General features: G+C 61.5%; 10 protein-coding genes. 4 read left to right on the top strand and 6 right to left on the bottom strand.

Annotation, left to right across the window (positions count from 1 at the left end):
• Positions 1-320 precede the first annotated feature (320 nt).
• Entirely contained in the window at positions 321-1,454 is a 1,134-nt protein-coding gene (locus tag BN1133_RS19705) for an SEC-C metal-binding domain-containing protein (protein WP_082177983.1), read from the top strand.
• A 145-nt stretch (positions 1,455-1,599) separates the two neighbouring features.
• Here BN1133_RS19705 and BN1133_RS10525 read toward each other — a convergent pair whose 3' ends face one another.
• Together BN1133_RS10525 and aguA are read right to left on the bottom strand one after the other, a co-directional pair.
• Positions 1,600-3,303 carry an amidase gene (locus BN1133_RS10525; RefSeq protein ID WP_050666489.1) on the bottom strand — a complete coding sequence of 568 codons (1,704 nt, stop codon included), beginning with the start codon at positions 3,301-3,303 and terminating at the stop codon, positions 1,600-1,602.
• A 283-nt stretch (positions 3,304-3,586) separates the two neighbouring features.
• Entirely contained in the window at positions 3,587-4,684 is a 1,098-nt protein-coding gene (gene aguA / locus BN1133_RS10520; RefSeq protein ID WP_050666488.1) for an agmatine deiminase, read from the bottom strand.
• Positions 4,685-4,881: 197 nt separating this feature from the next.
• Between aguA and BN1133_RS10515 the strand changes: the two genes are divergently transcribed.
• Positions 4,882-5,805 carry a LysR family transcriptional regulator gene (locus BN1133_RS10515; protein WP_050666486.1) on the top strand — a complete coding sequence of 308 codons (924 nt, stop codon included), beginning with the start codon at positions 4,882-4,884 and terminating at the stop codon, positions 5,803-5,805.
• 7 nt (positions 5,806-5,812) lie between these two features.
• On the opposite strand, the gene BN1133_RS10510 is transcribed toward BN1133_RS10515, so the two are convergent.
• Positions 5,813-6,376, bottom strand: a complete 564-nt coding sequence (locus BN1133_RS10510) for a TetR/AcrR family transcriptional regulator (RefSeq protein WP_050666485.1) — start codon at positions 6,374-6,376, stop codon at positions 5,813-5,815.
• 191 nt (positions 6,377-6,567) lie between these two features.
• Between BN1133_RS10510 and BN1133_RS10505 the strand changes: the two genes are divergently transcribed.
• Together BN1133_RS10505 and BN1133_RS19700 are read left to right on the top strand one after the other, a co-directional pair.
• Positions 6,568-7,608, top strand: a complete 1,041-nt coding sequence (locus tag BN1133_RS10505) for an alkene reductase (protein ID WP_050666484.1) — start codon at positions 6,568-6,570, stop codon at positions 7,606-7,608.
• A gap of 108 nt (positions 7,609-7,716) precedes the next feature.
• Positions 7,717-8,658 carry a bifunctional helix-turn-helix transcriptional regulator/GNAT family N-acetyltransferase gene (locus BN1133_RS19700; RefSeq protein ID WP_082177982.1) on the top strand — a complete coding sequence of 314 codons (942 nt, stop codon included), beginning with the start codon at positions 7,717-7,719 and terminating at the stop codon, positions 8,656-8,658.
• Between the two features lie 91 nt (positions 8,659-8,749).
• On the opposite strand, the gene prfC is transcribed toward BN1133_RS19700, so the two are convergent.
• The 3 genes from prfC to viaA form a co-directional block, all read right to left on the bottom strand.
• A complete protein-coding gene (gene prfC, locus BN1133_RS10495; RefSeq protein ID WP_050666483.1) occupies positions 8,750-10,336 on the bottom strand; it encodes a peptide chain release factor 3 in 1,587 nt (528 codons plus the stop codon).
• A 201-nt stretch (positions 10,337-10,537) separates the two neighbouring features.
• Positions 10,538-12,400 carry a GGDEF domain-containing protein gene (locus BN1133_RS10490; RefSeq protein ID WP_050666482.1) on the bottom strand — a complete coding sequence of 621 codons (1,863 nt, stop codon included), beginning with the start codon at positions 12,398-12,400 and terminating at the stop codon, positions 10,538-10,540.
• On the bottom strand, positions 12,397-13,851 hold the full coding sequence (viaA, locus tag BN1133_RS10485) for an ATPase RavA stimulator ViaA (RefSeq protein ID WP_050666481.1): 1,455 nt from the start codon (positions 13,849-13,851) through the stop codon (positions 12,397-12,399). The genes BN1133_RS10490 and viaA overlap by 4 nt, the downstream gene beginning before the upstream one ends.

Genomic DNA, 13,851 nt, shown 5'->3' with positions numbered 1-13,851 from the left:
GTCCCAGAACTTTTTTCTCCTCCCTCGCTCCAACCGGCCCCTCGTCCCCCCTGTGACAAGCCGGGCCCATTTATCAGTGGGCAGAAAATACGGGGGATGTGTGAAGGGAATATGGAGTTGTGTGAAGTGACGGTGAAGTCGGGGGAAGTTTGGGTAAGTCTGGAAAAATCGGCTGCAACCTCTATTCGCGATCGTCCGAATACGCTTCGCTATTTGAACTTACGGCCCTTGCAGTTCAATAGCAACCAAAAAGCTTCATTCAGAACCAAGTCAGATGTACACTAGAACTTTATATACGTGATATTTAAGTTAGGTTTTTTATGAAAATGAAGCGAAATGATAAGTGTTGGTGTAATTCAGGGAAAAAATTTAAACATTGTCACTACGGTAGAAAAGATGAATCTCCTATTAGCAAGGGTGAAGCCATTGATTTTTCTAAAAGAAATTCACAAAGAAAAGGCTGTTACGTACCCGAAGAAATGAAATCATCTTGTAGCAATAAAATAATAAATGCCCACACAATATCAAAAAGTGGGAGTTTGATGGCGATAGCAGATAGTTCTAATCACGTCTTTGGGCTCAAAATAGATCTCCCCAACCTTATAAAAAACAATGGGAAGTTGATCCCTGAAAAAATTGGAATTAATCAAGCATCAACATTCAAAGGCTTTTGCTCAACACATGACAAAGCTCTTTTTTCATGTATCGAGGATAAGCCTTTCACAGGAGATGATGAACAATGTTTCGCTTTAATGTATCGTTCTGTAGCTAAAGAGCTTTATGCTAAAGAAGGAAGTTTAAATAATGCTGATTTTATAAAAACAGGTGATAAAGGAAAGGATGTAGCACTACAGGTTTTGATTCAAGAATTTGCTAATGAGAATAAAGCTGGTGTAGAAATAGCAATTACTGAACTCTCAGCATTAAAAGAAAAATTAGATCAGCATTTACTTGGAAATACGAATGAAGATATCTGCCATTTAATTATCAAATCTTCTAGCCCAACACCTGTTGTAGTATCATCAATTATTGCACCAAGTATCAATTTTTTTGGCAAGCAGATTCAGGACTTAAGCAATTTAAATGTGAAAGCAGAGCATGTGATTATCAACTCATTATCAAGTGCAGGTAATGGATATTTTGTTCTAAGTTGGCTTGATGAATCAAAAAAGATCCATAATTTTATAGACTCCCTACTAAAGGATGGAACATCTGACGTTTTCAATAAGTTAGTTAAATTTTCATTTTGCATGGCTGAAAATACTTTTTTTGCTCCATCTTGGTGGGGAAACCTATCTATCAACCAACAAGAAAGAATAAAAAATTTCATTATGAGTGGAGTAAACCCATTTACTATGGAGAAAGAGATTACTTACATAGATGACGATATTTCCTTCTCAGGGTGGGATATTCAATGCATTAAAAACACTAAAGATACCGATACTGAACACTGACAATATTAAATTTTATTGACTTTGAATAATATAAACCACTCGCTAAATTATCACTCTGGTGAAAATACGAATAAAAAGCCATCCTTATAAGGATGGCTTTTTATTATCTCCAAACTAACCCGGAATATTTAACTCCAAACACCAATCACCCCAACGGCGGCGTCCTCGGCGGCACCATACGCTTGCTGCCTGTGGACTCAAAGGCCGAGGCAAAGCGCAGCAGCTTGTTGTCGTCATAGGCGCGACCGGCGAAGGTTAGCCCCACCGGCATGCCGATATCGGCCATCACCCCCATGGGGACGGTAACGGTCGGCACGCCGAGGTGGCGGATGGCGAGGTTGCCGTTGGCCACCCAGATGCCGTTGCTCCAGGCGATATCGGCGGACGCCGGATTCACATCCGCATCGGCCGGGCCGACGTCGGCGACGGTGGGGAACAGCACGGCGTCGAGCCTGAGCCCGTCCATCCACTCCTCCAGATCCAGCTTGCGGGTCTTTTCCAGAGCGCGCAGGCCGTCCGGCACGGTGGCAATCTCGTCCCAGGATTTCAGGCCGCGCTTGGCCATGTTGACGTACTCGTCCATGCCCGCCGCCAGATCGCCCTCGCGGTTCGGCAGGGTGCCCGGATCGTGGGGGAAGATCTTCGGCCCATCGACATCGGCCAGCTTGTTCAACTTGGGATCGCCGTTGGCGCGCAGGAAGTCGTCGAACGCCCAGCCGGAGAGCTCCCACAGCTCGTCGTTGAGAAACTCCGGGGTCACGATGCCACGGTTAAAGACGGTCGGTGCGCCGGGTCTGTCCCCTTCGCAGTTTGAGACCAGGGGGAAGTCCACTTCGATGACTTCGGCGCCAGCGGCTTCCAGGGCCTTGCGTGCATCTTCCCAGAGGGCGATCACGGTCTCACGGGTATGGATGCGCTGACCGGTCGGGCCGCCGATGCCGGGGTTTTCGCTGGTGCCGGCCAGTTCATCCTTGTTGATAAACATGCGCGGCACGCCGAAGCGCTTGCCCTCGAGGGCATCGGCCTTGGCAGCCAGCTCCAGATAGGAAGCCGGACGCACTTCGGAGGCCTTGGGCAGCTGCACCCAGGGCTGCAGGCGCCACAGATCGCCACGGGGATCGCTATCGTCGGCCACCACCACGTCGAGCACTTCCAACAGATCGGCCATGGTGCGGGCATAGGGCACCACCACATCCATGGTCGGGGTCAGCGGCCAGTTGCCACGCACCGAGATGACGCCACGGGACGGGGTGTAGGCGCACAGGCCGTTGTTGGAAGCCGGGCCACGGCCGCTCGACCAGGTCTCTTCGGCCAGACCAAAGGCACAGAAGCTGGCGGCGGTGGCGGTGCCGGCCCCGTTGGAAGAGCCGGAGGCAAAGGGCGCGGTCAGGTAGTCGGCGTTGTAGGGGCTCTCGGCACGGCCATAGACGCCGCGCTGCATGCCGCCATTGGCCATGGGCGGCATATTGGTTTTGCCCAGGCAAATCGCACCGGCGGCGCGCAGGCGCTCTATGGTGAAGGCGTCGCGCTGGGCCACCAGATCTTTAAACGCCGGGCTGCCGGAGGCGGCGGTCAGCCCCTTGACCAGGTAGCTGTCCTTGGCGGTATAGGGGATGCCGTCGAGCGGCCCCAGGGTCTCGCCACGGGCACGGCGCTCATCGGACGCTTGCGCCTCTTTCAGGGCATCGGGGTTACGCACCACGACGGCGTTGAGGCGGGTCTGTGTCTCGGGACCGTCATAGGCCTCGATGCGGGCCAGATAGGCCTTGACCAGTTCGACCGCCGTGGTGCGGCCTGATTCGAGCGCATCGCGCAGCTCGGCAATGGAAACCTCGGTGACATCTACCATTTTCGGGATCATTGGGGATCTCCTGTAAAAGGGTGACAGTTTGTCATGATGATCGCCGCATCAGCGGCCTGCGACCATCATGTCATCAAGCGATAAAACCCCACGGCGTGGGGTTTGGAATACTAACTAGAACCGGTTTACGACCCGTCGCGAGAGGCCGTCAGCAAGGTGAAGAGCAGCGCAGGAACCGGAGCGTATAAACATACGTGAGCCCCCGGTTTCACATAAGCGAGCTGCACATGAGCCTTGATCACGGTCTCGCAGCAGGATCGTCATCCGGTTCTTATTTGCCGGACGGGATCTGCTGGGTAATGCAGTGGATATTGCCACCGCCCAGCAGGATCTCGCGGGCCGGCACGCCGACCACGGTGTGATCCGGGAAGATCTCTTCCAGAATGCGCTGGGCCTGCCCGTCGGTGGCGGCGTCCAGCAGCGGGTAGACGATACGATCGTTGGTGATAAGGAAGTTCACATAGGAGCCGGCCAGGCGACCCTCGGCCTCGCGCGGTACACCGGTGCCGCTCTCGACGCCGGCAGACTCTTCCTCGGTGCAGTAGAGCGGGCCCGGCTGGGGCAGCTTCCAGATTTTGAGCTTGCGACCCTTGGCGTCGACGGCGGCCTCGAGCACCTTGAGGGCGGCCAGGGAGCGCTCGTACTGGGGATCGTTCTCGTCGTCGGTCCAGTGCAGGGCCACTTCACCGGGGCGCACGAAGCAGCACATGTTGTCGATGTGGCCGTCGGTCTCGTCCATGTAGACGCCCTCGTTCAGCCAGATAAAGCTCTTCACACCGAGGTAGTCACGCAGGTGCGCTTCGATCTGCTCCTTGGTGAGATCCGGGTTGCGGTTCTCGTTGAGCAGGCACTCGGCGGTGGTCATGCAGGTGCCCTCGCCGTCCACGTGGATAGAGCCCCCCTCCAGAATGAGCGGCGCGTCGTAGCGATCCATGCCGTGCTGTTCCAGCATCCGGGCCGCCACTTGCTCGTCTTGATCCCACGGGTAGTAGAGGCCGCCCTTGTGGCCGCCCCAGGCGTTGAAGCCCCAATCCACCCCGCGGCACTCGCCGGCGGCGTTGGTGACGATGGTGGGGCCTGTGTCGCGGGCCCAGCAGTCATCGCTGTTCATCTCGACCAGGGTAACGTGGGCGGGCATGATGGCGCGGGCCTGCGCCATAAACCGGGCTGGCACCCCCATGAAGACCGGAGTGGCCTGACCTATGGCATCGGCGACCTTGGCGAAGGTCTCTTGCGCGAAGCGACCGGCCTCGCGCCAGTTGTCCGGGCGAAACGGCCAGATCATCCAGACGGCTTGCTGGTGCGCCCACTCGGCAGGCATGGTGAAGCCGTCGGCGGCCGGGGTGGAGTTGATGGTCTTGATGCTCATCGCAATGTCCTTGCGGGCGGCGTGATGACGGGCCATCACACGGCCGGTAATGGGGAAACGGGCGGACTCTCATCCACCGGCAGACCGGGGCTAGGCGCACCCGGAAAATGAGTGTGAGCCGCAGTGTATGAAGTTGCACACTCATCCATCAAATGAATAGGATGGATTGTCCCATAAATACGGCAAATGATCTTCCCATGAAACTGCACCAGCTCGACCTCAATCTGCTGCTCGCCCTCGATGCCCTGATGACACAAGGGAGCGTCACCCGGGCCGCCGAGTCCCTCTATATCAGCCAACCGGCCATGAGCCATGCCCTGGCCCGGCTGCGCAGTGCCTTCGGCGACCCCTTGCTGGTGCGCACCCCCCAGGGCATGGTGCCAACCCCGCGGGCCCAGCGCCTGCACAGCGGCGTGCGCCAGGCCCTGCGCCTGCTGGAGCAGCAGCTCACCGACGAGGAGCAGTTCGATCCGCACACCTCGCTTCGGCGCTTTGTGCTGTGCACCACCGACTATGTGGAGTGCGTGCTGGTGCCGCCGCTTATCCAGCGGCTCAAGGATCTCGCGCCCGGGGTGAGCATCGAGATCCGCATCCTGCGCGACAGGCTACCGGAGGCGGAGCTGGCGAGCGGCGAGATCGATCTGGTGCTGGGATTTGACGAGTACATGCAGGTGCCCGGGTATCTGGGCAAGGAGACCTGGCTCACCGAGCCGCTGGCCGGCCTGGTGCGCAGCGATCTGGGGGGGATGGGTGAACGGCTCGAGCTGGAGCAACTCATCGGCATGGCCCACGTGTTTCACTCGCCGCTCGGCACCTCGGAGACCAGCCTGGATCGCTGGCTTGAGAGCCAGGGGCTGTCGCGACGCATTTCGGTCAATAGCCAGAGCTATATGTCGGCGGCAGCCATCGTCTGCCAGACCGACCACCTGCTGGTGCTGCCGAGCAAGGTGGCCGATCTGCTGGCGGGTCACTGGCCCCTGCGCCGTCTGCATCTGCCGGAGGATGTGCCGGGCTACCACCTCAACTGCGTCTGGCACCCGGCATTGGGGCAGCACCCGGCCCTGCTCTGGCTGCGTACCCTGATGAAGGGGCTGGTGGCAGAGGGCGAACAACGCCCGTGAGCCTGCCTCAGCGAGCCGCCAGCCCGGCCAGCAGTTGCTCGACCACCGCCAGGGAGAGGGCCGGATCACGCCGGCACTGGGCAAAGGTGACCAGCCCCTGCACCCCCACCAGCAGATAGGCCGAGAGGGTGGCCACCTCGGCCGCAGGGAGCTCCCCCTGCTCGATGGCGGCACGCAGCGCAACCGCCAGATCCGATTCCAGATCCTGATAGACCCGGGCCAACCGCTCGCGCACCTCCTCATCCTGATCCAGCTCCATCACGGTGCGGGTGACCAGGCAGGTGCACTGGATCAGCTCGTCGGAGAGGTGGATCAGGTAGGCGCGGATCCCCGCCAGGGGAGAGCATCCGGCCATGAGGTCACGACGCTGCTGGCGGCGACTCTCCACGTAGTGATCGACGGCGGCCAGCAGTAATCCCCGCTTGTTGCCAAAGGCCCCATAGAGGCTGCCCGGGTGGAGCCCGGTGGCGGCCACCAGCTCCTGCATGGTGGTCTTGGCGTAGCCTTTGCTGCGAAACACCTCCATGGCGTTGGTGAGGACCTGCTCCCGGTCAAATTCGGCACTGCGCATGGGATCTCCCTCAAATAAAAACGGCGGGCAGTCTACCTCAGACGCCCCCTTCCTCCAACGTTTCTTGAACGGACATTCAAAACAGCGGCCATCGGGACCAATGAATTCTTGAACAACCATTCAAAAAAGAGTTGCACTCGCGCTCAAAAAGATTTTGAATGCGCATTCAAGAATAACCGCCGGAGTTACCCATGACCAGCTCTCTCTTCACCCCGTTCAAGCTTAACGACACCCTGACCCTGGCCAACCGGATCGTCATGGCCCCCCTCACCCGCTGCATGGCAGGACCTGGGCTGGTGCCCACCGAACAGATGGCCGCCTACTATGGCCGTCGCGCCGATCTGGGGCTCATCATCTCCGAGGCGGTGATCATTCGCCCGGACGGCCAGGGCTACCCCAATACCCCGGGCCTGTTTACCCCCGAGCAGATCCAGGGATGGCGGCTCGTCACCGACGCGGTGCATGCCAAGGGGGGCAAGATCTTCGCCCAGCTGTGGCACGTGGGGCGTCTCTCTCACCCCTTCTTCCATCAGGCCGAGGTGCTCGGTCCCTCGGCCGTCGCCTTCGAGGGGACGGTACCCCGCATGCGCGAGCTCACCTATCAGGTGCCCCGTGCCCTGACGGTGCCCGAGATTGAGCAGCTGGTTCGGGATTATGCCCAGGCCGCCGCCAATGCCATCGACGCCGGCTTCGACGGGATCGAGATCCACGGTGCCAACGGCTACCTGATCGACCAGTTCCTGCACCACGACAGCAACCGCCGTGAGGACGAGTATGGTGGCAGCCCGCAGAAGATGGCCCGCTTTGCCCTGGAGGTGGTCGACGCCATCGCCGCGCGCATCGGTGGCGAACGCACCGCCCTGCGCCTCTCCCCGGGCGCCTATGTTCACCTCAAGGGGGACGTGCGCGATCGCGCCGTGTTCGACCATCTGCTGAGCGAGCTGGACAATCGGACCCTGGCCTACCTGCACGTAGGCATCTTCGATGACGCCCTCACCTTCGACTATCTGGACGGGCGAGCCAGCGACTATATCCGTGCCCACTACCGCGGCACCCTGGTGGGTGTCGGCCAGCTGACCCCCCAGAGCGCCGCCGAGGCCGTCGCGGCCAACCGCTTCGATCTGGTGGCCATCGGCCGCCCCCTCATCGCCAACCCCGACTATGTCGAGCGGGTTCGCAACGGCACAGAGCTGGTTCCCTACAGCGAGGCCCTGCTACCGCAACTCATTTGATCCCTGCGCGTGATCCTGGCGGGCCCAAGTGACCCGCCTTTTTATTTGCTTGCGATACGCAACGTTGTGGCCTATGTTAAGTTGCACACCACAACGAAAGGAGACTTCATGGACAGCCGATCCCTGCGCGCCCTCTCCCGGGAGCTGGTCCGTGAGCTGGGACTGCTCTCCCAGCAGTGCGGTACCCTGACCCTGAGCCCGGTCGAGGCTCACCTCTTGATCGAGCTCGAGAGTGGTCCCGCCACCAACCAGCAACTGGCCGACAAGCTGCGTATCGACAAGTCCAACACCAGCCGCCCCCTGGCGCGTCTGGCCGAGCGCGGCCTCATCGCCTGGCAGGATCACCCCAGAGACGGGCGCAGCAAGCACGCGACCCTGACCGAGCGGGGACGCAGCGAGTTGGAAGGGCTGCACGCCGAGATGGATGCCCAGGTCGAAGCCGCCCTGGCCCAGCTCACCGGTGAAGAGCGCGACACCCTGTGGCGTGGCACCCAGCTCTATCGCAGCGCCCTCTCCCGCGCTCGCCGCCAGCAGGGGTACTGGATCCGTCCCATCGAGGTGGAGGACAACCGGGCCATCGCCGCCGTGATCCGTACCGTCTCGACCGAGTATGGTCTCACCGCCGATAAGGGCTACGGCGTCGCGGATCCGGACCTCGATCGCCTCTACGAGGTCTATCAGGGGGTGGATCGCTGCTACTGGATTGTCGAAGGACCCGATGGCCAGATACTGGGTGGAGGAGGCTTGGCCCCGCTACAGGGGGGTGACGGGATGACCTGCGAGCTGCAGAAGATGTACTTCCTGCCGGCCCTGCGCGGTCTGGGACTGGGCAAACGGTTGGTACTGCAGGCCCTGGCCCAGGCGCGGCAGATGGGCTACCGCCACTGCTACCTGGAGACCACCGCCAGCCTGCGCGAGGCGACCGCCCTCTACGAGAGCCTGGGGTTCGAGCACCTCCCCGGCCCCCTCGGCCACACGGGCCACGGAGATTGCGAGATCTGCATGCTGCTCTCCCTCGATCCTGCCCTTGAGGCGCCGACCGAGGAGTGATGACCCCAGGCCCGGAGGCGAGCGGCCAATGAACAGACCCCGCCGAGGCGGGGTCTGTTTTTATCTGGTCAGCCGATGAGGCAAGCGCTTGTCAATGCTCGCGGGTCTGACGGAAGTTGACGTCCGGATGACGCTCCTGGGCCAGGCGCAGGTTGACCATGGTCGGGGCGATGTAGGTGAGGTTGTCACCGCCATCGAGGGCCAGGTTCGGCTCATTCTTGCGCTTGAACTCCTCGAACTTCTTGACGTCGCTGCCTTCCACCCAGCGGGCGGTCGCCACGTTGACCGCCTCGTAGATGGCCTCGACGTTGTACTCGCTCTTGAGACGAGACACCACCACGTCGAACTGCAGCACACCGACCGCCCCCACGATGAGATCGTTGTTCATCAGCGGACGGAACACCTGCACCGCGCCCTCTTCGGAGAGCTGTACCAGCCCCTTGAGCAGCTGCTTCTGCTTGAGCGGATCGCGCAGGCGAATACGGCGGAACAGCTCGGGCGCGAAGTTGGGGATGCCGGTGAACTTGAGATCCTCACCCTGGGTGAAGGTATCGCCGATCTGGATGGTGCCGTGGTTGTGCAGACCTATGATGTCGCCAGCCACCGCCTCGACCGCCTGCTCGCGATCGCCGGCCATGAAGGTCACGGCGTCGGAGATGTTGACGTCCTTACCGAGGCGCACATGGCGCATCTTCATGCCCTTGGTGTAGGTACCGGAGACGATACGCATAAAGGCGATGCGGTCGCGGTGCTTGGGATCCATGTTCGCCTGGATCTTGAACACGAAGCCGGAGAACTTCTCCTCGGTCGCCACCACTTCACGGCTCTCGGCCTTGCGCGGCATGGGGGTCGGTGCCCACTCGGTCAGGCCGTCCAGCATGTGGTCGACGCCGAAGTTACCGAGCGCGGTACCGAAGAAGACCGGGGTCAACTCGCCGGCACGGAATGCCTCATGGTCAAACTCGTGGGACGCCCCCTTGACCAGCTCCAGCTCGCCGCGCAACTGGGATGCGAGATCCTCGCCCACGGCGGTGTCCAGCTCGGGGTTGTCGAGCCCCTTGACGATGCGCACTTCCTGGATGGTGTGGCCCTGACCGGTCTGGTAGAGGTAGGTCTCATCCTTGTAGAGGTGATAGACCCCCTTGAACAGCTTGCCGCAGCCGATGGGCCAGGTGATGGGCGCACACATGATGTTGAGCTCGCTCTCCACCTCGTCGAGCAGCTCCATCGGGTCACGGATGTCCCGGTCGAGCTTGTTCATGAAGGTCAGGATCGGGGTATCGCGCAGACGGGTCACTTCCATCAGCTTGCGGGTCCGATCCTCAACGCCCTTGGCGGCGTCGATGACCATCAGGCAGCAGTCGACCGCCGTCAGGGTACGGTAGGTATCTTCCGAGAAGTCCTCGTGACCCGGGGTGTCGAGCAGGTTGACCAGGCTGTCGCCGTAGGGGAACTGCATGACGGAGGTGGTGATCGAGATACCACGCTGCTTCTCCATCTCCATCCAGTCGGACTTGGCGTGCTGGCCCGAGCCACGGCCCTTGACGGTACCGGCGCGCTGGATGGCCTGTCCGAACAGCAGCACTTTCTCGGTGATGGTGGTCTTACCGGCGTCGGGGTGCGAGATGATCGCAAAAGTGCGTCTCTTGGAGACTTCACTCAGAAATTCAGATGACATGATTCACTATTCTTCAGTTGATTGGCAGCGGCCAGGCCGCAGCCGGGATTGGGACGGACGCACGACTCGCAGAGTGCGGCGTGACGAGTGGGCCATGGTCAACATGGCGGATGTCGTGGCGTCTTACATGGGCGTCCCGGTTCCGGTTGGCGGATAAATCGCGGCGCATTATACCTGCGCGAGTGAAAAATACCCAGCCCGTCAGAGGTCGAGCTCGACCCGGTTACGACCACCCCCCTTGGCCCGATAGAGGGCAGCATCGGCACGGCGGATCAGATCGCTGAGCTCGGCGTCCCCGCTCCCGAGCTGGGCACAACCGAGGCTCAGGGTCACCGGATAGGGCATGCCGGGGAAGGCCCGCCCGGCAATGAAGGCCCGGATCCGTTCGGCCACACGGGCCGCCTGGGCCAGCTCCAGCCCCGGCAGCAGCAGCAGGAACTCCTCTCCCCCCACTCGCCCCAGCACATCCTGCTGGCGCAGCAGGTGGCGCACAGAGGCCACCAGCCACTTGAGAATGCAGTCCCCCTGATGGTGGCCCAGATTGTCATTGATGCGCTTGAAGTGATCGATATCGAACACCAACACGCTGAAGGGGTGTCCATGCCGACGGGCACCGGCCATCATGCGCCCTCCCAGGCTCAACACCCGGCGGCGGTTCTGGGTGCCGGTCAGCTCATCGGTAAAGGCCAGCTGGCGCATATGGCGATTGCGCTCGAGGAGCCAGCGCACCAGCAGGGCCCCCGTCGCTATCAGCAGGATCAACACCAGAGCCAGCCAGAAACGACGCTCATCCGCCAACTCCAGCGCCTGTTGCTGCAACTGCTGATGGCTGCGCAACAGGGCGTTTTCCGCCTCCTGGCGCGCCAGCTCGAACTCACCGCGTACCCAGGCGGCACTCTGCTCCTGGATCTCGCGAATGAAGTGAGTTCTGAGGGCGATAAACAGACGCTGCTCGTCGAGAGCCGCCTGTAACTGCCCCAACCCCTCCAGCGCCTGGCTGCGCAGGGAGGCCAGCCTGATGAGGTAACGCAGGTTGTCTTCCCGCCGCAGGGGAGGCTCGGCCCGATTGAGGTGGAACAGCGCACTCTGGTAAGCGCCGGCCTGGGTGTCGGCCTGCGCCATCAGCAGATGCCAGTAGCCATTGAGCAGGGGATCTGTCTCGGCCTTAAACGCCTCACCGACGTGCTTGAGCAGGGCCGTTGCCTCCTCTAACTGCCCCAGCCCCAACATGGCCTCTGCCCGATCCAGGCGCAGCAGGGAGAGGCCCAGAGCGGTGGATTCCGGATGGCTTGCCTCGGCCTTGTCCAGCTCGGTCAGGGCCTCATGGTAGTGACCCTGGCCATTTTCCAGCATGGCCCGCTGGCGATGCAGATCGTAGAGAAGGGCGCTGTCCCCTTGGGGTGGCAACTGCATCTCTATCTCATCGAGCAGCCGCCGGGCCGGGCCAAAGAGCTCCATGCGGCGGTAGGTGGCAGCCAGATCCAGCTGTACCTTGCCATACCAGCTCGGGAGCGACAGGGCATCGTAGAGGCGCTGGGCACTCATCAGATCGCTGAGCCCCTTGGCCGGACTCCCCTGAAACGAGAAGAGGGCGCCCCGATAGAGCAGGGCCTGGGCCTGTTGCCTGCGATCTCCGGCGTGCTGCGCCAGGGACAGGGCCTGGCTGTAGTCCCCGTAAGCGAGAGCTATCTCCCCGAGCAGCTGATGAAACCAGCCCCGACAGAGGATGAAATCACTCTGGGCGACCTCATCACCCAGGGCAAGGGCCAGCTCATACTCCTGGTTTGCCTGAGTCATCGCCTGACGATACTCCACTATCTCGTCGGCCGGCTGGGTCCAGCAGGCCAGACGCCGGATCCGCATCTGCTGCGCCGCCGGATAGGCAGAGAGATCGACACGCAGACGCTCCACCCGCCCCCGAAACTCGGTGTCCGCGAGATAGGTGTGTTCGATGGCGCCGAGCTCCCGCTCCAGCTCGGCCGAAGAGAGGGGCACGGTCGACGCGCAGAGCGGCGTCAGCAGTGTGCCCAGCAGCAACAGGCCTCTCGTCCCCGGGCCACTCATGGCTGCCTCCAGTGCCGCAGCCAGCGACCGGGCAGGGAGCAGTCGAGCAACCAGCTGCGATCGAAGATCCGCAGCAGGGCCTGCTTGGCGTGACGGGACATGGCCACCGCATAGAAACGGGTCTCGGCGGCCCGGCGCTGGTTCAACCGGTCGAGCAGAGCCTGGGGCAAGCGTTGGGCCACGAAATCGGAGAGCATCAACACATCGGCCCGCAAAAAGGCCGGCGCCTCGAGCTGGGTCAGGGCCCGCTCCAGGCAGGGCACCAGATCCGTGCCCCCGTGAAAGCTCATGGAGAGGAAACGTTCGGCCTTCTCCAACCCGGTCTCGGCGGTGATCTCCAGGGTCACCACCTCGGTGGAGAAGAGCATCAGGAAGCAGGGGCGCTGCTCGGCCATGGCCACCTTGAGCAGGGCGAGAAAGAGCGCCTTGGCACACTCCTCCGGATACCCCCCCATGGAGCCGGACGTATCGACACAGACGATGAAGGGGCCCCGCTGCTGCTCCTCACGCCCCTGATCCCTGGGTTGCAGGGGGATCAGGCGCTGACGGGGCAGCATCCCCTTGGGCTGGTAGCTGAGCAGGCGACGCTCCAGGTAGCGTCGATAGAATTCGTACTCCAGATCCGGGTCCCCCAGCATGACCGATTCGCTCGGTAACATGCGCAGCAGATCCCCGGCCGGGTGGATCCCCACCAGATCGTCGGGCACCTCGTCACTGATGACCGGCTCCAGCTCGATCATGGGCTCCGGGGGCTTGGGCTGATGGTCGCGCTCCTTGTCCCTGTCGCTGCGACCGAGCAGCTCTGCTATCTCGCGCAGCAGGGGCTCTTTCTCGAGCATGGCGGCGTATTGGCGCACCAGCACCAGGCTGCGGGGATGCCATTTTCCCTGAGCCAGATCCCAGAGGCCACCGGCCGAGACCTGCTCGGGATCCAGGGCTTCGACCAACTCCCGATTGGCCAGCAGCTGGGACTCCAGCTCCTGTTGCTGTTTCTCGCGCTCGGCTTCGGCCAGCTCCTGCTGAAAACGGAGCAGGGCCGCCACCAGGCTGGTGCGCCAACGCTCCATCAGGAGCCGCCGGCGCGCCTCGGTAGGCGAATCTCGCAACTGGGAGAGCAGGGAGGGAGCCTCGAGGGAGAAGGGGCTACCGGGCTCCAGCGCCTCCAGAATCGTCTGGCTACGGGCCAGCAACTGCTGGCAGGAGAGAGGGCGGCAGGCCTGATAGGCGAGATACTCTCGCTCCATGGCGGGGGGCACGGGCTTGCGCCGGAGATCGGCGCGCACCCGATCGCCCCAGTTGAAGAGGCGGCGTCGCAAGCGGGCCGCCTCTTTGGGGGCCTTGCGCATGAAGTCGACCAGCTTGCTCGAGCCAGCCAGCGCCAGCACCATCTCGGTGACCAGCTCCCCTTCCGCCATCATGATGCCGAGCTCCATGGCTCCGATTTCCAGCAT

Source organism: Aeromonas schubertii (genome assembly GCF_000820105.1).
Taxonomy (GTDB): domain Bacteria; phylum Pseudomonadota; class Gammaproteobacteria; order Enterobacterales; family Aeromonadaceae; genus Aeromonas; species Aeromonas schubertii.
This window is presented reverse-complemented; position numbering and strand designations above follow the sequence as displayed.

What these genes read in the sequence shown, in the direction of transcription:
- BN1133_RS10515 (WP_050666486.1), top strand. Translation starts at nt 4,882, where the DNA reads ATGAAACTGCACCAGCTCGACCTCAATCTGCTGCTCGCCCTCGATGCC.
- BN1133_RS10490 (WP_050666482.1), bottom strand. Translation starts at nt 12,400, where the DNA reads ATGAGTGGCCCGGGGACGAGAGGCCTGTTGCTGCTGGGCACACTGCTG.
- viaA (WP_050666481.1), bottom strand. Translation starts at nt 13,851, where the DNA reads ATGCTGGAAATCGGAGCCATGGAGCTCGGCATCATGATGGCGGAAGGG.
- BN1133_RS10525 (WP_050666489.1), bottom strand. Translation starts at nt 3,303, where the DNA reads ATGGTAGATGTCACCGAGGTTTCCATTGCCGAGCTGCGCGATGCGCTC.
- BN1133_RS10510 (WP_050666485.1), bottom strand. Translation starts at nt 6,376, where the DNA reads ATGCGCAGTGCCGAATTTGACCGGGAGCAGGTCCTCACCAACGCCATG.
- BN1133_RS19700 (WP_082177982.1), top strand. Translation starts at nt 7,717, where the DNA reads ATGGACAGCCGATCCCTGCGCGCCCTCTCCCGGGAGCTGGTCCGTGAG.
- BN1133_RS10505 (WP_050666484.1), top strand. Translation starts at nt 6,568, where the DNA reads ATGACCAGCTCTCTCTTCACCCCGTTCAAGCTTAACGACACCCTGACC.
- prfC (WP_050666483.1), bottom strand. Translation starts at nt 10,336, where the DNA reads ATGTCATCTGAATTTCTGAGTGAAGTCTCCAAGAGACGCACTTTTGCG.
- aguA (WP_050666488.1), bottom strand. Translation starts at nt 4,684, where the DNA reads ATGAGCATCAAGACCATCAACTCCACCCCGGCCGCCGACGGCTTCACC.
- BN1133_RS19705 (WP_082177983.1), top strand. Translation starts at nt 321, where the DNA reads ATGAAAATGAAGCGAAATGATAAGTGTTGGTGTAATTCAGGGAAAAAA.